The sequence below is a fragment of the Klebsiella sp. A-Nf5 genome (assembly GCF_002810545.1).
Classification (GTDB): domain Bacteria; phylum Pseudomonadota; class Gammaproteobacteria; order Enterobacterales; family Enterobacteriaceae; genus Klebsiella; species Klebsiella variicola.
Genome location: NZ_PIOG01000027.1, coordinates 201,823 through 222,377, shown reverse-complemented (window position 1 = coordinate 222,377; position 20,555 = coordinate 201,823). Strand labels below are relative to the sequence as shown.

At 56.1% G+C, this 20,555-nt stretch carries 25 protein-coding genes; 11 read left to right on the top strand and 14 right to left on the bottom strand.

What is annotated here, in order from left to right; all coding sequences use genetic code 11:
• Window positions 1-52: 52 nt before the first annotated feature.
• On the top strand, window positions 53-544 hold the full coding sequence (locus CWM53_RS03485; protein ID WP_100729956.1) for an REP-associated tyrosine transposase: 492 nt from the start codon (window positions 53-55) through the stop codon (window positions 542-544).
• Between the two features lie 255 nt (window positions 545-799).
• On the opposite strand, the gene CWM53_RS03480 is transcribed toward CWM53_RS03485, so the two are convergent.
• The 3 genes from CWM53_RS03480 to phoP form a co-directional block, all read right to left on the bottom strand.
• The gene (locus CWM53_RS03480; protein WP_012542214.1) at window positions 800-1,921 is read right to left on the bottom strand and encodes a cupin domain-containing protein; all 1,122 of its coding nucleotides are present in this window, start codon (window positions 1,919-1,921) and stop codon (window positions 800-802) included.
• A gap of 85 nt (window positions 1,922-2,006) precedes the next feature.
• Complete coding sequence (phoQ, locus tag CWM53_RS03475; protein ID WP_074386309.1) at window positions 2,007-3,473, bottom strand: two-component system sensor histidine kinase PhoQ; 1,467 nt, start codon at window positions 3,471-3,473, stop codon at window positions 2,007-2,009.
• Complete coding sequence (gene phoP, locus CWM53_RS03470; RefSeq protein ID WP_004150807.1) at window positions 3,473-4,144, bottom strand: two-component system response regulator PhoP; 672 nt, start codon at window positions 4,142-4,144, stop codon at window positions 3,473-3,475. The genes phoQ and phoP overlap by 1 nt, the downstream gene beginning before the upstream one ends.
• A 283-nt stretch (window positions 4,145-4,427) precedes the next feature.
• Between phoP and CWM53_RS03465 the strand changes: the two genes are divergently transcribed.
• On the top strand, window positions 4,428-5,234 hold the full coding sequence (locus CWM53_RS03465; RefSeq protein WP_100729955.1) for an AraC family transcriptional regulator: 807 nt from the start codon (window positions 4,428-4,430) through the stop codon (window positions 5,232-5,234).
• Between the two features lie 83 nt (window positions 5,235-5,317).
• Window positions 5,318-5,680 (top strand): cupin domain-containing protein, encoded by a 363-nt coding sequence (locus CWM53_RS03460; RefSeq protein ID WP_012542212.1) that lies wholly within the window; start codon window positions 5,318-5,320, stop codon window positions 5,678-5,680.
• A 54-nt stretch (window positions 5,681-5,734) separates the two neighbouring features.
• Here the strand turns inward: CWM53_RS03460 and purB are convergent, their stop codons facing one another.
• Genes purB through rluE form a run of 5 tightly spaced genes read right to left on the bottom strand, consistent with a single transcriptional unit; the run spans window position 5,735 to window position 10,093 of the window.
• Window positions 5,735-7,105, bottom strand: coding sequence for an adenylosuccinate lyase (purB, locus tag CWM53_RS03455; protein ID WP_012968556.1), 1,371 nt, complete (start codon window positions 7,103-7,105; stop codon window positions 5,735-5,737).
• A gap of 3 nt (window positions 7,106-7,108) precedes the next feature.
• Complete coding sequence (gene hflD / locus CWM53_RS03450) at window positions 7,109-7,750, bottom strand: high frequency lysogenization protein HflD (protein ID WP_004140557.1); 642 nt, start codon at window positions 7,748-7,750, stop codon at window positions 7,109-7,111.
• 54 nt (window positions 7,751-7,804) lie between these two features.
• The gene (gene mnmA, locus CWM53_RS03445; protein WP_074386605.1) at window positions 7,805-8,911 is read right to left on the bottom strand and encodes a tRNA 2-thiouridine(34) synthase MnmA; all 1,107 of its coding nucleotides are present in this window, start codon (window positions 8,909-8,911) and stop codon (window positions 7,805-7,807) included.
• Window positions 8,912-8,967: 56 nt separating this feature from the next.
• Entirely contained in the window at window positions 8,968-9,426 is a 459-nt protein-coding gene (locus tag CWM53_RS03440; RefSeq protein ID WP_100729954.1) for an NUDIX hydrolase, read from the bottom strand.
• Between the two features lie 16 nt (window positions 9,427-9,442).
• The gene (gene rluE, locus CWM53_RS03435) at window positions 9,443-10,093 is read right to left on the bottom strand and encodes a 23S rRNA pseudouridine(2457) synthase RluE (protein ID WP_032729972.1); all 651 of its coding nucleotides are present in this window, start codon (window positions 10,091-10,093) and stop codon (window positions 9,443-9,445) included.
• Window positions 10,094-10,333: 240 nt separating this feature from the next.
• Here rluE and icd point away from each other — a divergent pair, with 240 nt between their 5' ends.
• Both icd and CWM53_RS03425 read left to right on the top strand, forming a co-directional pair.
• Entirely contained in the window at window positions 10,334-11,584 is a 1,251-nt protein-coding gene (icd, locus tag CWM53_RS03430) for an NADP-dependent isocitrate dehydrogenase (RefSeq protein ID WP_008806032.1), read from the top strand.
• 282 nt (window positions 11,585-11,866) lie between these two features.
• Window positions 11,867-12,307: a GNAT family N-acetyltransferase gene (locus CWM53_RS03425; RefSeq protein ID WP_008807715.1), complete on the top strand. Its 441-nt coding sequence runs from the start codon at window positions 11,867-11,869 to the stop codon at window positions 12,305-12,307.
• A gap of 145 nt (window positions 12,308-12,452) precedes the next feature.
• Here CWM53_RS03425 and CWM53_RS03420 read toward each other — a convergent pair whose 3' ends face one another.
• The 4 genes from CWM53_RS03420 to CWM53_RS03405 form a co-directional block, all read right to left on the bottom strand.
• A complete protein-coding gene (locus CWM53_RS03420; RefSeq protein ID WP_100631741.1) occupies window positions 12,453-13,166 on the bottom strand; it encodes an ArsR/SmtB family transcription factor in 714 nt (237 codons plus the stop codon).
• On the bottom strand, window positions 13,163-13,555 hold the full coding sequence (locus CWM53_RS03415) for an amino acid-binding protein (RefSeq protein WP_100729953.1): 393 nt from the start codon (window positions 13,553-13,555) through the stop codon (window positions 13,163-13,165). The genes CWM53_RS03420 and CWM53_RS03415 overlap by 4 nt, the downstream gene beginning before the upstream one ends.
• Window positions 13,548-13,871, bottom strand: a complete 324-nt coding sequence (locus CWM53_RS03410; RefSeq protein WP_012542151.1) for an antibiotic biosynthesis monooxygenase family protein — start codon at window positions 13,869-13,871, stop codon at window positions 13,548-13,550. The genes CWM53_RS03415 and CWM53_RS03410 overlap by 8 nt, the downstream gene beginning before the upstream one ends.
• A 136-nt stretch (window positions 13,872-14,007) precedes the next feature.
• Window positions 14,008-14,481, bottom strand: coding sequence for an OsmC family protein (locus CWM53_RS03405; protein ID WP_074386282.1), 474 nt, complete (start codon window positions 14,479-14,481; stop codon window positions 14,008-14,010).
• Window positions 14,482-14,653: 172 nt separating this feature from the next.
• Between CWM53_RS03405 and CWM53_RS03400 the strand changes: the two genes are divergently transcribed.
• Together CWM53_RS03400 and CWM53_RS03395 are read left to right on the top strand one after the other, a co-directional pair.
• The gene (locus CWM53_RS03400; RefSeq protein WP_100729952.1) at window positions 14,654-15,295 is read left to right on the top strand and encodes a GntR family transcriptional regulator; all 642 of its coding nucleotides are present in this window, start codon (window positions 14,654-14,656) and stop codon (window positions 15,293-15,295) included.
• Between the two features lie 294 nt (window positions 15,296-15,589).
• Window positions 15,590-16,135 carry a cysteine hydrolase family protein gene (locus CWM53_RS03395; protein WP_061155029.1) on the top strand — a complete coding sequence of 182 codons (546 nt, stop codon included), beginning with the start codon at window positions 15,590-15,592 and terminating at the stop codon, window positions 16,133-16,135.
• Between the two features lie 54 nt (window positions 16,136-16,189).
• Here the strand turns inward: CWM53_RS03395 and CWM53_RS03390 are convergent, their stop codons facing one another.
• Window positions 16,190-16,417 carry a DUF1272 domain-containing protein gene (locus CWM53_RS03390; protein WP_100729951.1) on the bottom strand — a complete coding sequence of 76 codons (228 nt, stop codon included), beginning with the start codon at window positions 16,415-16,417 and terminating at the stop codon, window positions 16,190-16,192.
• Window positions 16,418-16,524: 107 nt separating this feature from the next.
• A complete protein-coding gene (locus CWM53_RS03385) occupies window positions 16,525-17,718 on the bottom strand; it encodes a zinc-dependent alcohol dehydrogenase (protein ID WP_100729950.1) in 1,194 nt (397 codons plus the stop codon).
• 609 nt (window positions 17,719-18,327) lie between these two features.
• Here CWM53_RS03385 and CWM53_RS03375 point away from each other — a divergent pair.
• From CWM53_RS03375 to CWM53_RS03360, 4 genes are all read left to right on the top strand, one after another.
• Window positions 18,328-18,513, top strand: a complete 186-nt coding sequence (locus tag CWM53_RS03375; RefSeq protein ID WP_004150795.1) for a general stress protein — start codon at window positions 18,328-18,330, stop codon at window positions 18,511-18,513.
• 89 nt (window positions 18,514-18,602) lie between these two features.
• Window positions 18,603-19,097 (top strand): ferritin-like domain-containing protein, encoded by a 495-nt coding sequence (locus CWM53_RS03370; RefSeq protein ID WP_100729949.1) that lies wholly within the window; start codon window positions 18,603-18,605, stop codon window positions 19,095-19,097.
• Window positions 19,098-19,123: 26 nt separating this feature from the next.
• Window positions 19,124-19,630: a ferritin-like domain-containing protein gene (locus tag CWM53_RS03365; RefSeq protein WP_074386277.1), complete on the top strand. Its 507-nt coding sequence runs from the start codon at window positions 19,124-19,126 to the stop codon at window positions 19,628-19,630.
• Between the two features lie 16 nt (window positions 19,631-19,646).
• The gene (locus CWM53_RS03360; RefSeq protein WP_100631739.1) at window positions 19,647-20,534 is read left to right on the top strand and encodes a manganese catalase family protein; all 888 of its coding nucleotides are present in this window, start codon (window positions 19,647-19,649) and stop codon (window positions 20,532-20,534) included.
• The last annotated feature ends 21 nt before the right edge of the window (window positions 20,535-20,555 follow it).

The following is a 20,555-nucleotide window of genomic DNA, read 5'->3' as shown; positions in this document are numbered from 1 at the left end:
GCAGCGCCGCCGGGCAAAAGCTTTTAGGCTGGCAATGAGGAGGGAACCTCACATGTCAGATTATCGTCGCAGTTATCTCCCCGGCGGCTGCTGGTTCTTCACCGTTAACCTGCAAAATCGCCACAGCGATCTCCTGACGCGGCATATTGATCATCTGCGTGCCGCTACAGCGTTTGTTAAAAGCAAAAAACCTTTTCTGATTAATAGCTGGGTGGTTTTACCAGAGCATATGCACTGCATCTGGACCCTGCCTGAGGGGGATACCGATTATTCTGGTCGCTGGCGGGATATTAAAAAAACGTTTACCCGGGCGCTGGCACAGCGCTCTATCTGGCAGCCGCGCTTCTGGGAACATGCCATCCGTAATGAAGAAGATTACCGGCGGCATATGGATTACGTTTATATCAATCCCGTTAAGCACGGTCATGTCCGTCGGGTGCAGGATTGGCCGTATTCGACCTTTCATCGCGATGTGCGCCGGGGAGGGTATCCGCCGGATTGGGCGGGTGAGGTAGGCGAATTTGATGCAGGCGAGAGGCGATAATGCTCGGGTAAGACATTGCCGTCATCGAAACCACAAAGTGCCGGATGGCGGCTTCGCCTTATCCGGCCTACGGTCCAGCCGGTGGCCGCAGAACCCGTAGGCCCGGCAAGCGCAGCGCCGCCGGGCGGTGAACAGCAGAGCGGGTGCCTGTCTTCATGCCGGATGGCGGCTTTGCCTTATCCGGCCTGGAGTCCAGCCGGTGGCTGTAGAACCCGTAGGCCCGGCAAGCGCAGCGCCGCCGGGCAGGATGATGGCTCAGTCGCCAAAGAACCAGTAGCCGCTGTTGACCAGCGCTGCCAGCATGGCGAGGAAAGAAGGATCTTCCAGCGCATCGCCAAAATGGTCGGCGCGCAGCGTCAGATGGGTGGCTAAGGCGTCCAGCGCCGGGCGGTGCGGGGAGTTGATCTTCTCACCATTGACGAACACCTCGCCGTCAATGCGCAGCACCCGCAGGCCGCCCAGGCGTTCCAGCGTGTCGCCCTGCTGCAGGGCATCGTAAATTTCATCTGGCTGATACGGCGGCTCCGGCGGCGCGACGTCGAGCTCATGACGCGACTGGGTGATAAACTCGCCGAACCACTGTTTAAAGTGCTCTGGTTGGTTAATCAGCCCCAACATCATCTCGCGCAGGCGGTCGAGTTCGACGGGTAAAATATCCGCCGGATGGTCGCGCGACGGCACGTCCGGATCGGCGTAGCGCTGGCTGCCCAGTTCGCGCTGGAGAACGTAGTCGGCAAAGCCGCTGAACAGCTCGCGGGCATTCGGCGCGCGATAGCCGACCGAATAGTTGAGCGAGTTTTCCAGCGAATACCCCTCATGCGGGAATCCTGGCGGAATATAAAGAATATCGCCCGGCTCCATCTCTTCATCGATGATCGCCTCGAAGGGGTCAACCTGCAGCAGGTCCGGATGCGGGCAGTGCTGTTTCATCGGCACCTTTTCCCCGACGCGCCAGCGCCGACGGCCGGTGCCCTGAATGATAAACACATCATACTGATCCAGATGCGGACCGACGCCGCCCCCGGGTACCGAGAAGGAGATCATCAGATCGTCGATACGCCAGTCCGGCAGAGCGCGGAACGGATGCATCAGCGCCGCTGAGGGTTCATGCCAGTGGTTAACCGCCTGCACCAGCAGGGACCAGTTGTTTTCACTCAGGTGATCGTAGCTTTCGAAGGGACCGTGACTGACCTGCCATTTTCCATCCTGATGGCTGACAAGGCGGCTATCGACCTCGCTCTCCATGGCCAGTCCAGCCAGTTCGTCCGGGCTTAGGGGGTCGATAAAATTGGCGAAGCCGCGCTTCAGTACCACCGGCCGTTTTTGCCAGTAGCGTTCGATAAAGTCGGGCCAGTTAAGCGTTAATTGATAATCCATATTGATATTCCACTGCAGGTGTCTGACAGGGATTATAACGGATGCGGCGCCCCGGCGATGCAGGCGCCGTTAAAAAACTCAATGATTAACCCTGTTTATCTTCCATCAGCTGGCGGCCAAACACCACCTCCATGCAGGCGCCGCCGAGCAGGCTTTCGCCGGCGATAATCTCCCCGTCATATTGTTCGACGATTTCGCGGGCGACGGAGAGCCCCACACCCTGGCCGGGACGCAGCGTATCTGCCCGCTGGCCGCGGTCAAAGACGGCGCGGCGTTGGCTCTGCGGGATCCCCGGGCCATCGTCTTCCACCAGAATATGCAGATGGCTGTCGGTGGTTTGGCGCACGGAAACTTCCACGAACTCCAGACAGTACTTACAGGCGTTATCGAGAACGTTACCCATCACTTCCATAAAATCGTTCTGCTCGCCGACAAAAGTGATCTCCGGCGAGATGTCGAGCGAGATATTGACCCCTTTACGCTGATAGACCTTGTTGAGGGCGGAGGTCAGGCTGTCGAGCAGGGGGGCGATCGGGTGCAGTTCCCGGCTCAGCAGGGTACCGCCGCTGCGCATGCTGGCGCGATGCAAATAGTAACCAATCTGCTGCGAAATGCGGCTTATCTGCTCCAGCATCACCGGCTCCGCCTCGTCGACGCTGATCTTCTCGCCGCGCAGCGAGCGAAGCGTACTCTGCATCACCGCCAGCGGCGTTTTCAGGCTGTGGGTGAGATCGGTGAGGGTCGTGCGGTATTTGTCATAGCGTTCACGCTCGCTGCGAACCAGGCGGTTAAGGTTGCTGACCAGCCGGGTCAGCTCGCGGGTGGTGTTGGGATTGAGCTTTTCGCGGTGGTGTTCCTCCAGCTCACGCACCTCTTTCGCCAGCGACTCGATAGGCCGCAGGCTCCACCAGGCGGCGACCCACAGCAGGGGGATCACCAGCAGCAGGTTGGCGGCCAGCACGTAGATAAACCAGCTCCATACCATATAGCTGCGCTTGAGCTCCACCGGAATGGTATCGACCACCACAATGCTGAGCTGGGGCATTTTGCTGGTGGCCGGGTAGAGGTTGATCGCCACCGAGTGGGTCATCTCCGAATCGTCGCCCTGCTCGCGGATGGCGTCCAGCTGTTCCTGAATCTCGTGGTTGTTGCGCAGCAGCATGCTACTGCTGTCGACATCGGCTTCGATCTCATGGAAACCATTGCTCTTCAGCCATTCCGGTTGAATGCGTTTCGCCAGCCAGGGGACATCGCGCTGCGCCCACAGCAGTTTACCCTTCTCATCGTAGATAAGGGTCACCGTCGGGCTTTCCATATTCAGGTTTTCCGGGATATCGACGTCAATAGCGCCGTTCTCCCATTTCGCCAGCATATAGAAGAGATTGCTCTCGCCGCGCAGCAGGCGGAAGGTGGTTTTATCGAAGCTGACGCTGTAGCCCACCAGCGCTACCATGCCATAGGCCAGCGACAGCACCAGCACGACCCCGGCGGTCGCCAGCAGGAAGCGAACCCGTAATGACAGCGGGAAGATATGTCGCAACAATCCCTTCATCAGCGCAGTTCGAACAGATAGCCCTGGCCGCGCACCGTGGTGATGACGTCCTGTGGGTATTCAGCCTGAATTTTCTTGCGCAGCCGGCCCATCAGTACGTCGATGGTATGGCTCTCACGCAGTTCGGCATCCGGGTAAAGCTGGAGCATCAGGGAATCTTTGCTGACCACTTTGCCGCGGTTGCGGATCAGGGTTTCCATAATGGTGTACTCAAAGGCCGTCAGCTTGATCGGCTGGTCGTTCACCGACAGCTCGCGCCGGGAGAGGTCGACCTGGAACGGCGGCAGGGAGATCACCTGCGAGGCCAGGCCGCTGTTGCGGCGCAGCAGCGCCTGCATGCGGGCGGCAACCTCTTCAATATGGAAAGGCTTGGTGACGTAATCATCCGCCCCGGCGCTCAGCACTTCCACTTTATCCTGCCACCCTTCGCGGGCGGTCAGCACCAGCACCGGCAGCGACACATCGTGGCTGCGCCACCGGCGGATCAGCGATAGTCCGTCTTCATCCGGCAGGCCGAGGTCGACGATGGCGATATCCGGGAGATGTTCGCCCAGATAGTAGTCCGCTTCCCTGGCATCTTCCGCCGCATCGACCTGATGGCCCAGCTCCTGCAGCTGAACTTTGAGGTGGTGACGCAGCAGGGCGTTATCCTCAACCACGAGTACGCGCATGACTGTTCTCCCTTCCTGTGTTGATAGTAATCTGACGCTCATTATATACGCAAAATATAAACAGCTGTTAAATAAAGCTTTTTATACCAACGGCGCATAACACTGCCAGGCAGGCCAGCCTTCGGTGATGCCCTTTGCGCATAGTGCATGGAACTCCTTCATTCTATGCGTTATTTCAGCAAACGCCCAGCGGCAGGGCGCGGGCAGTGCGCGGGTTGGTGATGTTAATTTTTTGTGTAATAGTGCTGGGATCACTCCTCAATGACGCCGCAGGTTATCCATTATGTCTCAGCAGCAGAGCGCGGACTGGGTCAGGCTGGCGCAGTCGCCCAGTCAGACGGAACGCATCGAAGCCTTCTTCGGCGGCCACGGCTATGAACCCCACCGGCATGATACCTATGCTATCGGCCAGACGATTGCCGGCGTGCAGAGCTTTCACTATCGTGGCGGGCAACAGCACAGCCTGCCCGGCGGGACGATGGTGCTTCACCCGGACGAAATACACGACGGCGAGGCGGGCACCGAGGCGGGGTTTCACTACCGCATGGTCTATATCGAACCGGCGCTGATCCAGAAGATACTCGGCGGCAGGCCATTGCCGTTTATCCCCGGCGGCCTGTCGGCGGATCCGCGTCTGCGTTGCGCCGCGCAGCCGTTGTTAAAAGCGGTCACGGACACCTTCGAGCCGCTGGAGGAAGAGGATGCTCTGTACGACCTGGCGCAGACCCTGGCTGTGGTCGGCGGGCAGCGTTCCCGTCGCCAGGCATTTGACTATCAGGCGGCGGAGAGGGCCCGGGAGTATATCCATGCCTGTTTTATGCAGGATATGACCCTCGACACCTTATCGCAGGTGAGCGGCCGGGACCGCTGGAGCCTGAGTCGTGATTTCAGAACGCTGTACGGCACTAGCCCGTGGCGTTACGTCATGATGCGCCGGCTCGATTTTTGCCGCCAGCGGATGCGCGCCGGGGAGCGTCTGGTGGATATTGCCGCCGACGCGGGCTTTGCCGATCAGAGCCACATGACGCGCCAGTTTATCAGCCGCTTTGGTCTCTCTCCGGGCCGCTGGCTGCGGGCGATCCGCGGCTAGCGCGGTGCAGGTTGCACAATCGTTCAAGCGTGACCGCGGCGAGGCGAACTATGCTGACTGCCTTTATCACAAGGAGACAGCCCATGTATCAACTCGTTAATCTTGCTCAGAAATTTTCCCTGTTCAGCGAACAATGGCAGCCCAAAGTGGTGGCTGAGATGAACGACTATCAGTTCAAGATCGTCCGTATCGCCGGCGATTTCATCTGGCACAGCCACCCGGAAACCGATGAGACATTGATGGTGGTGGAGGGGGTATTACGCGTGGACTTCCGCGACGGACATGTGCTGGTGAAGGCCGGGGAGATGATCGTCGTGCCGCGCGGGGTGGAACATAAGACCTCGGCGGAGACGGAAGCGAAGCTCATGCTGATTGAGCCGCGTGGCGTGCTGAATACCGGCCATGAGGGCGGCGAGCGGACGGCGGTGAACGACGTCTGGATCTGATTGCTTTCCGGCGACAAAACGCCCCTCTTTCCGCCGGAAAGAGGGGCAAGGCGATTACTTCAGCTCGTCAACCATGGTGGTTGCCCGACCGATATAGTTGGCCGGAGTCATCGCTTTGAGGCGCACTTTTTCGTCTTCCGGCAGGGCGAGGCTGTCAATAAACTGCTTCATCCCTTCCGCGTCAACGCGTTTGCCGCGGGTCAGCTCTTTCAGCTTCTCGTACGGTTTTTCGATACCGTACCGGCGCATCACGGTCTGGATCGGCTCAGCCAGTACTTCCCAGTTGTGATCCAGTTCGTCCAGCAGGCGATCCTGGTTCAGCTCCAGCTTGCTGATCCCTTTGAGGGTGGACTGATAGGCGATCAGCGCATAGCCGATGCCCACGCCGAGGTTACGCAGGACGGTGGAGTCGGTCAGGTCGCGCTGCCAGCGGGAAACCGGCAGTTTGCTGGCCAGGTGCTGCATGACCGCATTGGCCAGGCCGAGGTTGCCTTCGGAGTTTTCGAAGTCAATCGGGTTCACCTTGTGCGGCATGGTGGAGGAGCCGATCTCTCCGGCGATGGTCTTCTGTTTGAAGTGGTTGAGCGCAATGTAGCCCCACACATCGCGATCGAAGTCGATCAGAATGGTGTTGAAGCGCGCGATGCAGTCAAACAGCTCAGCGATATAGTCATGCGGCTCGATCTGGGTGGTGTACGGGTTCCACTGAATGCCCAGCGAGGTGACGAACTCTTCGCTGAACTGATGCCAGTCGACTTCCGGGTAGGCCGCGATGTGGGCGTTGTAGTTACCCACCGCGCCGTTGATTTTACCGAGGATTTCCACCTGGTTCAGCTGACGGTACTGGCGCTCCATACGGTAGGCGACGTTCGCCATCTCTTTACCCATGGTGGACGGCGTTGCCGGCTGACCGTGGGTACGGGAGAGCAGCGGCACATCGCGGTACTGGGTTGCCAGATCTTTTACCGCGTCAATCAGCTTGCGCCAGTAAGGCAGAACCACTTCGTCGCGGGCGGTTTTCAGCATCAGCGCGTGGGAGAGGTTATTGATGTCTTCAGACGTACAGGCGAAGTGAATAAACTCTGATACCGCGTGCAGCTCGGCGACGTCAGCGACTTTCTCTTTCAGAAAATACTCTACCGCTTTCACGTCGTGGTTGGTGGTGCGCTCGATGGTTTTGATGCGCTCAGCGTCTTCGACGCTGAAATCGGCGACGATTTTGTCAAGGAAACCGTTTGCGTCGGCAGCAAAAGCAGGAACTTCCTTGATCGCTGCGTGGGCGGCCAGTTTTTGCAGCCAACGTACTTCCACCTGAACGCGGAATTTCAGCAAACCGAATTCGCTGAAGATACCGCGCAGCGCGCTGACTTTATCGCCGTAGCGGCCGTCTACAGGGGAAACGGCGGTCAGTGAGGATAATTCCATAGATCACAACTCCGGGGTTAAATGAGCAAGAATTTGCTTTGCCTGGTTAACCAGACGATTACGGGAAAACATAAGCTGCAGACGTCCGCCGCCCACCTGATGCCAGAGCACCGCGGCGCGAATACCCGCCAGCAGCGCTGAACGAACTTTCGCCTGCACCTGCGGGCTTTGCAGCACGGCAGGCGAACCGGTCACCTGAATACGCGGCCCCAGCGGGCTTATCACGTCAACATAGATGCCTGCCATGGCGCTGAGCAGCGTTTCGGACTGCAGGTCAAAATGTTCCAGTTGACGGTGCAGGCCAGCGATGCGGTTGCCGAGCGTGTCCATCGCCCCTTTACTGGCGGCGAGCTTGCGCTCCAGCACCATCAGGCTCAGGGTATAGCGCGTCAGTTCAGCATTGAGGCCCTGACGGCTGCTGGTATTGAGCACCCCGAGCAGCGTTTCAAGGCCGAGGCGAAGATTGGCTTCACTGCCACCGAACACCGCCAGCGTCGACTCGGGATCGAGGTCGATGATGCTGTTCAGCGACACATGCAGGGCATCGCTGTCGCAATGTCCCTGATGCGCCAGTTGCTGAACCAGTCGTGCCGCCTGGCAAACGCCAGCCAGCGCCAGCGTGATGTCATAGTAATTCTTCGCCACACATACTCCTTGTCAGCCGTCGGGGCGGTTCGTCCCGACGGAAATAACGCGCGTTCAGGACTGCAGAGGCAGTCGTTGTTCAATAATACCGCCGCCGAGGCATACTTCACCTAAATAGAACACCGCGGACTGGCCCGGGGTGACCGCTGCGACCGGCTCATCAAAGCGGACTTCGATACGGTCTTCATCCAGCGCGGTGACGGTGCAGGGGATATCGGTCTGGCGATAGCGGGTTTTCACCGTGCAGCGCAGGGTGCCCCGCAGCGGTTCACGGTCAACCCAGTGCAGCTGTTGGGCAATCAGGCCGACGGACATCAGGCGCGGGTGGTCATGGCCCTGGGCGACGACAAGAATATTGTTCTCAACGTCTTTATCCACCACGTACCACGGATCTTCGCTACCCTCTTTGGTGCCGCCGATGCCCAGCCCTTTACGCTGGCCCAGCGTATGGTACATCAGCCCCTGATGGGTACCGATCTCCTCGCCGTCGACGGTGAGGATTTTGCCCGGCTGCGCCGGCAGATAGCGGCCAAGGAAATCGCGGAATTTACGCTCGCCGATAAAGCAGATGCCGGTGGAATCTTTTTTCTTCGCGGTGATCAGATCCAGCTCTTCGGCGATTTTACGCACCTGCGGTTTTTCCAGCTCACCCACCGGGAACAGGCTCTGGGCAATCTGCTCGTGGCTAAGGGTGTAGAGGAAGTAGCTCTGATCTTTGTTACCGTCGAGGCCGCGCAGCAGCTGGCTTTTGCCGTCGACATCGGCGCGGCGCACATAGTGCCCGGTGGCGATGTAGTCGGCGCCGAGGTCTTCGGCGGCAAACTCGAGGAAGGCTTTAAACTTGATCTCTTTATTGCACAGAATATCCGGGTTCGGCGTGCGGCCAGCTTTGTACTCTTCCAGGAAGAGCTCAAAGACGTTATCCCAATATTCGGCGGCAAAGTTAACGGTGTGCAGTTCAATGCCCAGCTTATCGCAGACCGCTTGCGCGTCGGCAAGGTCGGCGGCGGCGGTGCAGTATTCCTCGCCGTCGTCTTCCTCCCAGTTCTTCATGAACAGGCCTTCCACCTTATACCCTTGCTGCAACAGCAGGTACGCGGAGACCGAGGAGTCGACGCCGCCGGACATGCCGACGATCACTTTTTTCTGGCTTTCTGACATGGAAATACTCGCTACATTGAACTTCGAGGCGGCGTATTCTAGCACGCGCTCACCGTTCATTCACCCCCTGTGAACGGCCAGTTAAATGCGCCAATCAGCGACAGCGGCTGGCGCGGGTCCTGCAGATAACTGCGAATGCTTTCGGCAACCAGCGGTGAACGCAGGTTCGGCGCGTCAAGAATTTCCTCAGCACTGAGCCACAGGCAGCGATCGATATCGCTGTCATGCGGTTCGGTGGCGCACAGATCGCTAAGTTCGATGGCGAACAGGAAGCGCAGAAATGGCGTGTTATCGGGAGCGACCCACTGGTGCATGCGGATGAAGTGCTGCGGCGTGGCGCGAATGCCGGTCTCTTCCCACAGTTCGCGTTCGGCGGCCTGCAGCAGCGTCTCATTGGCCTCCAGGTGGCCCGCCGGCTGGTTCCACAGCGCTTTGCCGTTAATAGTCTCTTCGACGATGAGGAATTTATCCTCGGCGTGGACCACGCAGGCTACAGTAACATGAGGTTTAAACATCGCTTTTCCTTTTCGGTTATTCGGCTCTACGCCATTCGCCATTCGCCAGCCCGTCAAGCGTATAGCCGCCCATGGCGTAGCGGATCAGGCGCAGGGTGGGGAAGCCGACGTGGGCGGTCATCCGGCGCACCTGGCGGTTACGTCCCTCGTAGAGGGTGATTTTCAGCCAGCAGGTGGGGATCGATTTGCGCTCGCGAATAGGCGGGTTGCGCGGCCACAGCCACGCGGGCTCCTCCACCACTTCCACGCCAGCAGGCAGGGTGGGGCCATCATTGAGCGTGACGCCGTTGCGTAGCGCGGCCAGCGCCTCGGCGGTGGGTTCTCCTTCCACCTGGACGTAGTAAATCTTGCCGGTGCGTTTACCCGGCTGGGTTAGCTTCGCCTGCAGCGCGCCATCGTTGGTCAGCACCAGCAGGCCTTCGCTGTCGCGGTCAAGACGACCGGCGGCGTAGACGCCCGCCACGGGGATAAAATCTTTCAGCGTGCTGCGCCCGGCTTCGTCGGTAAATTGTGGCAACACATCATAGGGTTTATTGAACAAGATCACAGTTTTTGGCTGGTGTTCTTTACGTTGTCTGGTGACTTGTTGTGTGCTGAATCGCTCAACGCGATGTTTTCTAAATGAAGTTTTCTGCATGGTATTTTCAGGCTCTATCAATTGCCGCATTATAGCCTAATTACGAATGCCTTTCATGGACGCAAACATTCAGGTAGTATTGACATGCTCATTACAAATTATTAACAAAAAATTGCTCAAACCGATTCGCACTACAGGCAGGAAGGCGACACGGACGCGATAGCTCCGCTTAGCGGGAAAACCCGGTACGCTGGAGCTGGCCGACTCAGCCAACACCAGGCTCGCGTGAAGAGGGAAGAGCAGAACCAGAAGCGCTCGAAGGAGAGGTTAATGGAAAGCAAAGTAGTAGTTCCGGCGGAAGGTCAAAAAATCACCCTGCAAAACGGCAAACTGAACGTCCCTCACAATCCGATTATCCCGTTCATTGAAGGTGATGGTATCGGCGTTGACGTTACCCCAGCGATGCTGAAAGTGGTTGATGCCGCCGTTGAGAAAGCCTATAAGGGCGAGCGTAAAATTTCCTGGATGGAAGTTTACACCGGTGAAAAATCGACCCAAGTCTATGGCCAGGATGTCTGGCTGCCAGCTGAAACCCTCGATCTGATTCGTGACTACCGCGTTGCTATCAAAGGTCCTCTGACCACCCCAGTCGGCGGCGGCATCCGTTCTCTGAACGTGGCGCTGCGCCAGGAGCTGGACCTCTACGTCTGCCTGCGTCCGGTACGTTACTACCAGGGCACCCCGAGCCCGGTTAAGCACCCTGAACTGACCGATATGGTTATCTTCCGTGAAAACTCAGAAGATATCTATGCAGGTATCGAGTGGAAAGCCGACTCTGCTGAAGCAGACAAAGTCATCAAATTCCTGCGCGATGAGATGGGCGTGAAGAAAATTCGCTTCCCGGAACATTGCGGTATCGGTATCAAGCCGTGCTCTGAAGAAGGCACCAAACGCCTGGTTCGCGCCGCGATTGAATACGCGATCACCAACGATCGTGATTCCCTCACCCTGGTGCACAAAGGCAACATCATGAAGTTCACCGAAGGCGCGTTCAAAGACTGGGGCTACCAGCTGGCTCGCGAAGAGTTCGGCGGCGAGCTGATCGACGGCGGCCCGTGGGTGAAAATCAAGAACCCGAACACCGGCAAAGAGATCGTGGTGAAAGACGTGATCGCCGATGCGTTCCTGCAGCAGATCCTGCTGCGTCCGGCGGAATACGACGTTATCGCCTGTATGAACCTGAACGGCGACTACATCTCTGACGCGCTGGCGGCACAGGTTGGCGGTATCGGTATCGCCCCGGGCGCCAACATCGGTGACGAGTGCGCGCTGTTCGAAGCGACTCATGGTACTGCGCCGAAGTATGCTGGCCAGGACAAAGTGAACCCGGGCTCCATCATCCTGTCCGCAGAGATGATGCTGCGCCACATGCAGTGGTTCGAAGCCGCAGACCTGATCGTCAAAGGCATGGAAGGCGCTATCGCCGCCAAGACCGTGACCTATGACTTCGAACGTCTGATGGAAGGCGCTAAGCTGCTGAAATGTTCAGAGTTTGGCGACGCTATCATCGCGAACATGTAATCCCCTTGGTGGATTAAGCAAAAGCGGGAGCCGATGGGCTCCCGTTTTTTTTGGCGTCTGGAAAATCTTTTCCAAAACTCACCCCAAATTTCTCCCCAAAACTGATTGAAAATCACACTGCTTTTTTCCCCACTCCGTCAATAAAGAACGCACTAAAGCCATGACTGTTCGAGAACTTTATGTCTGGATTTCCAACAGTCAAAGCCTTCATCCCTGTAGAGGGGCAGACAGACAGGATTATTTGTAATACAATTAAAGGCGTAATTGTTATGAGGTTTTTGTATGAAAATTTATCAAGCCCAACCACATGATGTGGATACCCTCCTTCCTCTGTATCTCGGTTATCGTCGTTTCTACGAGGTCGAAGAAAATGCATCGCAAGCCAGAGATTTTATTCTCAAGCGCCTGCAGCTTAATGAATCCGTGATTTTTTACGCCGAGGTTGATGGAAAAGCGGTAGGCTTTACGCAACTCTATCCTTTGTTTTGCTCTCTCGAGATGAAGCGTATCTGGTTGCTTTATGATCTGTTTGTTGATGAATCCGCTCGCAAGCTCGGTGTCGCACAGACGTTAATCTCCCGGGCAGAGCAACTGGCGAAGGAGAGCGATTCGGCATTTATTATGCTTAGTACCGCGACAGATAATACCCGAGCACAAGCGCTGTATGAGCGTAATGGCTTTGTACGGGATACTCAATTTTACGTCTATAACAAGCTGCTGTAATTTGCCCGCGCTATAACGCGAGCCGATGGGCTTGCGTTTTTTGCACGCGTTAAGTGATATTGCATGATCGATTTTGCAGGCATGATGGCAGAGCAAACGCCAGGGATATTATTCGTTTTCTGCTAAGGAGCGAGAATGGCTTTGGCTATCCGCTCACTTTCAGATTAAACAGCCGGGACAACGCCGCTTTGCCGCTATCCGTCACTTGCACTTCCCGATATCCCGGCGTGCGGGTTATCCATCCTTTCTGCTCAAACAGTGCCATCAGCGCCGATCCGGCATCGCCTCCCAGATGAAAACGTCTTTCGCTCCAGTCAAGACAGGGGCAGCAAGGCTTACGCCGTGGGCGGGCATTAAGCTCTGCGCCAAGGCGTTCAAGCTGGGCTTTACCGGCTGGCGTCAGGGCCAGTCCATCGGTCGCCAGCCATTTTTCCCGCAGCATAAATTCATAAATGTTCACCGCCAGTTCGCCAGCCAGGTGGTCGTAGCAGGTTCGGGCGTAACGAAGATTAACCGGCGTGCTGGGGAGAAGCGTCTTATGCGCTTGCATAGAGACGCCCATCAGGTTTTCCAGCAGCGCGGCGATATGCGGGCCAGCCAGGCGGTAATAGCGGTGGCGCCCCTGCGCGAGACACACCACCAGCCCGTTGCTGAGCAGTCGGGCAAGATGTCCGCTGGTGGTGGAGGCGGACACCTCGGCGACCGTACTGAGTTCGGTTGCCGTCCATGCGCGCCCGTCCATCAGCGCGCACAGAATACTGACCCTTGACGGGTCAGAGAGGGCTGAGGCTACCATCGCCATAGAGGTTTCCAGCGCCTCCTCTGGCTCACTGTCTTGCTGCGTTTTCAGGCGATTCATTCAGAAAGTATGGCCCATTTTTTGGTCACTTCCGCTGCCCGAGTGTCATCATCGGTAATGAGAATGAGCCGGTTACGGTGGTCGCTGTACTGTACCAGAATATTAATGCCGTTGCGGCCAAGGGTGTCTGCGATGTCGCCCAGTTCCCCTGGTCGCTCCTGAGGTAACTTTCTGATCAGAGGATGGCATACGCTGCTGACGACAAAGCCGGCCTCGATCAGTACCCTGCGGGCTTTCTCACCGTCTTCCACCAGAAAATGCGCATGTCCGGCCTCAGGCGTGGTGAATACGCCACCGCCTTCGAGGCCCACGCCGTTGTTACCCAGTGCCATACCCATTGCGCCTAGTGAGCCCGGCGTGTTGCTGAGAATTACGTGAATGTCATACATCTGGCTGCGCTCCCCGATCCGATGCGTAATCCCGGAACACGCGGGCAACGCGTATTCTGTAGTAAGAAAAAATCGATGCTTTGCCTTCGCGCTGAGCAGCCAGATGCCGCTCATTTTGCTGCCAGTTGGCCACCGATGCTTCATCTTCCCACCAGGATAGCGAGAGGATTTTGCCGGGCGTACTCAGGCTCTGAAAGCGCTCAATGGCAATAAACCCCGGCGTGTCTGAAAGCAAAGGCGTCAGCCCGGCCGCAAGCTGTAAATATCTTTCCTGTGCTTCTGGTAAGGCGTCGGCCTCAAAAAGTACCGCAATCATCAGTCTGCTCCGTGGTGAATTTCCCCTCAGTCTACTGACGGCCCGAGCAGGATGCTTCGGTCTGTAGCGAAATATGCCTGAGGAGGATACCCTCAGCCACAGCGCCTGCGCGCCGAATTACCGTCCCAGAAACGCGTTACTCTGCGTTAAAGATAATAAATTCAGGCTGGTAACTGACCGGGAAATTGACCGAACGGGCGATAAAACAGACGTGATGGATCTGCTGATGAATGGCCGTGGCGGCGTCGAGATCGGTACCTGGTAGTACGGTGATTTTCGGCCTGAGGGTGGCAGAAATAAAGCGACCCGCGCCCCCTTTTAACACTTCACCCATTGCCACCGGCGAGTCCTGATATTCCATGACCGTAATGCCGGCATCGGAGGCCAGATGTAAGTACCACAGCATGTGACAGGCTGAAAGAGAAGAGAGCAGGAGATCTTCCGGGTTCATTTTGCCGGGATCGCCGCCCAGCAATGGGTCATTTGAGCAATGAATGGGTTTTTTTCCCTTTACCGCGATATCCCAGGTCCGGGCATAAGCCTTGTAACCCGAAGTACCCGTGCCCTGATTGCCGGTCCATGTGATATGGCTGGTATAAGCATGTTGCATAGGTTTGCCTTTTCTCTGTGGAGGGGGGATTTATGCGCTTTTCATCGCTGAGGCATCTTCCCGTTTTATTGCGTTGCCTGAGCGAAGCTGCCGTTGGAATCGCAAGGTTGTCATGACACCGCCGTGAATGGCATAATGGTATACCATTTATGCGTTATGTAAAGAGAGTCAAATGAACACCGCTTCCCGTTCGACTGCCGATATTCTTGCCGGTGAGCTAAAAACCTTAATCAACAAGGGGGCGTTGCGAGATGGCGACCGTCTCGTTGAGAGGGACCTGGCCAGCCAGTTTGCGGTCAGCCGTATCCCAATGAGAGAAGCGATACAGCAGCTTGAGCGCGAAGGTCTGGTTGAGATTTACAGAAATCGTGGCGCGGTGGTGAAAACGCTGACGGCCGCAGATGTCGATGAAATTTATCAGCTGCGGGCACTCCTGGAAGGTGAAGCCATTTTTTATAGCCTACAGAATATGGACCCGGAAACGCTTGCCCGGGCAGCGCTGGTGCATCAGCTACTGAGTAGCGCTTCTGAACCCGAGCAGCAGGGGAGATATAACCGGGAGTTTCATGAACTGCTTTATCGGAAGTGTAATAATCAGCGCCTGCTGAAGATGATCGGTGAATTGCGCGAGCAGATTGAAAGATATGAGCTTTTTCAGAACAGACTGCTGTCGGATACGCTGAAATTCCAGGATGAGCATCAGCAGATCCTGATGGCCTGCCAGCAAAATAATCCACAGGAGGCGCGGGCGTATACCGTGAAACATATTCTCTCAGCAGGTGAAATCCTTCGCGCTTATATCTTAAGCCGTTAATTGTTGTGCAAAAGCGGCTGCGTTGTTCGCGCATAAATTGCCATCCGTATCTGCTCAGTGCTATAAGAAAAGAGCCGTTTTAATGGTGCGTATGTTTTATATGTAAGGAATAAGTGAAGGTCAGATAATGTTTACGTCAGTTCAGCCAACGACCACCGTCACCACCACCACTACCGTAACCTGCGGTGGTGTGGGCGTATCTGTGACCGGCTCCTGACAAACAGATCCTCACTCCCCGCCAATGTGGACGGGGAGAGACCTCTCCGTTCGTGACACACTGAATGGAGACCCATCATGATTTCATCTGAGAATGCCCTTTTAATTATCGATATGCAGCAGGGGCTTTTCCATGGCCCGGTATCTCCGTATCAGGCCGATGCGCTTCTGGCGAACGTTTGCCTGCTGATTGAAAAAGCGAGACAGGCTGAGGTGCCCGTCTTCTTTGCCCGCCATACCGGGCCGGACGATTCTCCGTTCTCAGCACAAAGTCCATTAACCCAACTGCTGCCTGAGATGGGTGTTAACGGCGAGCGGGATATCGTCTTTATTAAAAAGTACCCTTCCTGTTTCCAGCAAACTGACCTTGCGCATCGGCTCGCCCAGGCCGGCGTAAAACAGCTGGTTATTGCCGGGATGAAAACCGAATTCTGCGTGGACACGACCTGCCGTGCGGCATCGGCGCTGGGATGGCGGACGGTGCTGATCTCGGATGCGCACTCAACCATGGATAACGAACGGTTGTCAGCGCCTGACATTATCGGCCATCACAATATCACGCTTGCCGGGCCATTTGTGACGCTATCGACCGCCGCAGAGTGGCACTTTTCTGCAGAGAAATAAGGGTGAAGAAAGGGAGCTCGATGGCTCCCGTTTGCCACGCCAGTTCATCCGATTTTACTGTGCATGGCGGCGCAGGGTGGAGGCGGGGTGCCGCCGCAGCGCCTCTTCCGGACGCACAGGGCGCCGCACCAGTTCGCCGCCACAGTTTGGGCAACGACCGTGCAGCCGCACCGTCATGCAGTCCCGGCAAAAAGTACACTCGAACGAGCAGATAAACGCCTCGGGTGAGTCTGGCGGCAGATCTTTATCACAGCATTCGCAATTCGGGCGTAACTCGAGCATTAACTTCTCCTGTGGTTAACGGCTGTATCAGCGACGGCGGGTCAACGCATGCTGTTTTTATATCACGGCCCGGACTGGCTGCCGAGAAGGGCGGATTAACTTCTGCCTCAAAGCGTTGCCTTCCCGGGCCGCATCCCCGGCACAAGGATGACTTTGCGGCATGCCTCTTCGCGTTTCTCAAAGATCTGATAGCCGCGCGCGGCCTCCTCCAGCGGCATATGGTGAGTGACGATCTCCTCCGGGGTGAGCAGCCCTTGCTCAATTAGCACCAGCAGGTCCGGCAGCCAGGCATGGACGTGGGTTTGCCCCATCCTGAAGGTCAGCCCCTTATCAAAGGCATCACCAAACATAAACCCATGAATGAAACCGGCGTAAACCCCGGGCACGCTGACGATACCGCCGCGGCGCACGGCGGCGATGCACTGGCGCAGGGCTTTTCCGCTGCTGCCCTCGATTTTCAGGTTGCTGAGGACGGTTTCCGTGAGGCTGCCTTTCGCCTCGAAGCCCACGGCGTCAATCACCGCGTCGACGCCGCGATGTCCCGGCGTGTTATCGATAATCCACTGCGCCGGGTCGTCATGGGTGTCGAAGTTTATCGGGATCGCGCCATAGCGCTGCTGCGCGAAATCGAGTCGGTAATCGTTATGATCGATGATAAATATCTGCTCTGCGCCATTGAGCCTGGCGCAGGAGGCGCACAGCAGGCCTACCGGGCCGGCGCCAAAAATAGCCACGCTGCTGCCGGGTTTGATCTCGGCGTTTTTTACTGCCTGCCAGGCGGTGGGCAGAATATCTGACAGAAACAGCACCTTTTCATCGGGTAAGGTGTCAGGCACTTTAAATGGTCCGGTATTGGCTTTGGGGACCCGTACATATTCTGCCTGGCCGCCCGGGATGCCGCCGTACAAATCGCTATAGCCAAACAGGGCCGCCGGTGGCGAAATGCCTTTTCGGTTGAGCGTCGCCCCCTGGCCGCTATTGGTGCTTTCGCAGGCGGCATACTGCTGCAGACGACAAAAGAAGCAGTCTCCGCAGGCGATCACAAACGGGATAACCACCCGGTCGCCTTTGCGGACCGCGGTGACCTCGGAACCCGCTTCCACCACTTCCCCCATAAATTCATGGCCGAAAATATCGCCGTGGTGCGTGCCGGGGATCTTTCCGCGGTAAAGATGGAGATCGGAACCGCAAATCGCCGTCGCGGTGACGCGCAGTATAATATCGTCCGGCGCTTCAAGGGCCGGGTCGGGCATGGTGTCGACGCTGACATGATGGGGACCATGATAAGTGAGTGCTTTCATAGCGTAGTCTCCTGGAGAGAACGGCTGACCGCATCAGGCGCAAAGGCATATTGACCTGACGCGATGGCCACCGATAAACCACCGTAAAAATAAAGCGTAGAGTACAAATAATGGAAGCGTGTGATATTTAAATTGCTGAATGGATTTTACGCTTCTCTTATTTCACGTTTGGTTTGTTGGGTTATTTGCATATTCGGATGAAGAAGACTAGCCTTAATCAGGCATGATATTCGCTCCATTTTTTATTTGATAGCCGCTCCCCCAGCGGCTTTTTTTATTGGTCATCTTTAGAAAACTTCTGAATTTCATGCCGACGAAGCCTCACTGCACCGCTTCGTTATATACCTCAACAGGGGTACTTCGTCTGTATAGATAACGTGAGGACTGCAGGTATTATTTTCCTGAACACAGTAAGTTAGCGGTGATGTGCCGTCTGGTTATTTTTAATGTGTGTTGTAGAATTATTCCTAATTACTGCTGAAAGACGTCGTGAAAACGGAATAATAATTTGACTAACCAGCATTACCCGCTAGAGTTAAATATCGAACGACGAGTGATACGGAATATTTTCGTATCGTACTGACATAACCAATATACATGAGGTGAAATATGGCAGAGCATCGTGGTGGTTCCGGTAATTTTGCTGAAGACCGTGAAAAAGCTTCTGAAGCAGGTCGTAAAGGTGGTCAGCACAGCGGCGGGAACTTTAAAAATGATCCGCAGCGTGCGTCCGAAGCGGGTAAAAAAGGCGGACAAAACAGTCACGGCGGTGGCCGCAAGTCCGATAATTCCTGATTATCCTTTTCCTTGCACCCTGAAGTGAAAGTATCTCCTGCGAGTCTGTATAGACTCGCAGTTATTTTCTGACTCCAGAAGGTATTTCTATGAATATGAAAAGCATTGAAGATGTATTTATTCACCTGCTCTCAGATACCTACAGCGCAGAGAAACAATTAACCCGCGGGCTGGCTAAACTGGCCAGAGCGGCGTCCAGTGAAAAACTCAGCGCGGCGTTCAATGCTCATCTCGAAGAAACCCAGGGCCAGATTGAACGTATTGACCAGATTATTGAGCAGGAATCCGGCCTGAAAATCAAACGCATGAAATGCGTGGCCATGGAAGAATTAATCGAAGAGGCCAATGAAGTTGTTGAGAGCACGGAAAAAAATGAGGTACGAGATGCTGCGCTAATTGCCGCTGCGCAAAAGGTCGAGCATTACGAAATAGCCAGTTACGGTACCCTGGTCACCCTGGCAGAACAGCTGGGCTATAAAAAAGCGGTCAAATTGCTGGCCGAAACGCTGGAAGAAGAAAAGCAAACCGACGTTAAATTAACCGATTTGGCGGTAGGTAATATTAATAAAAAAGCGGAAAAATAAACGCTCCCTGACACGAGGAAATGACGATGAATCACGTTGAACATTATCATGACTGGCTACGCGATGCGCATGCCATGGAAAAGCAGGCAGAATCCATGCTGGAATCGATGGCTGGCCGTATCGATAATTATCCGGATCTCCGTGCCAGAATTGAACAGCATATTAATGAGACCAAACGGCAAATTACCGTGCTGGAAGAGATCCTCGACCGCAACGACATTTCGCGCTCGGTGATAAAAGACTCGATGAGTAAAATGGCGGCCCTTGGTCAATCCATTGGCGGGATCTTTCCTTCCGATGAAATCGTCAAAGGCTCGATCAGCGGGTACGTCTTCGAGCAATTTGAGATCGCCTGCTACACCTCTCTGCTGGCGGCGGCTGAAAAAGCGGGCGATACCGCCTCCATCCCGGCTATCGAAGCCATTCTGGCAGAAGAGCAGGCCATGGCTGACTGGCTGATCAAACATATTCCTCAGACCACGGAACAGTTTCTCCTGCGTTCAGATGCTGACGGCGTAGAAGCGAAAAAATAACCCAGGAGGCAGGCCTATGTTTCGTCATGTGAAACAACTGCAGTATACCGTGCGCGTTGCTGAACCCAATCCGGGGCTCGCGAATTTACTGCTCGAACAGTTTGGCGGTCCTCAGGGCGAGCTGGCCGCCGCGTGTCGTTATTTCACCCAGGGATTAAGCGATGACGATCCCGGCCGCAAAGATATGCTGATGGATATCGCGACAGAAGAGCTGAGCCATCTGGAGATCATTGGCACCCTGGTCGGCATGCTGAATAAAGGGGCCAAAGGAGCTCTGGCGGAGGGCACCGAGAGCGAGGCGGAACTCTATCGTTCGCTCACCGCCAACGGCAATGACAGCCATATTACCTCGCTGCTGTACGGCGGCGGTCCCCCGCTGACCAACTCGGCGGGCGTGCCGTGGACGGCGGCCTACATTGATACTATCGGTGAACCCACCGCCGACCTGCGGTCGAATGTCGCCGCAGAGGCGAGGGCGAAGATCGTCTATGAACGCCTGATCAACGTGACCGACGATCCCGGCGTGAAAGACGCGCTGGCGTTCCTGATGACCCGCGAAGCGGCGCATCAGCTCTCTTTTGAGAAGGCGCTGCAGTCGATTCGCAACAACTATCCGCCGGGCAAACTGCCGCCCATTAGCGAGTACGCTAACACCTACTACAATATGTCTGAAGGTGGAGAAGTACGCGGCAGCTGGAACAGTGACAAACACTTCGATTATGTCAAGGATCCGCAGCCGGCCGTGGATGGCGGAGATGGCAGCGCTTCTGTCGGCCTGACGCCAGAGCAGGAAGCGCTGTGCAAAGCGATGCTGAAGCGAACGCAGTCTGACCCGCAGGGTGATCCTTTGACCGGCGCCGAACTCGGTGCTGGTAAGCAAAACACGTCATCATCGGCTAAGTGATGTTCGCATGAGCCCCGGCTG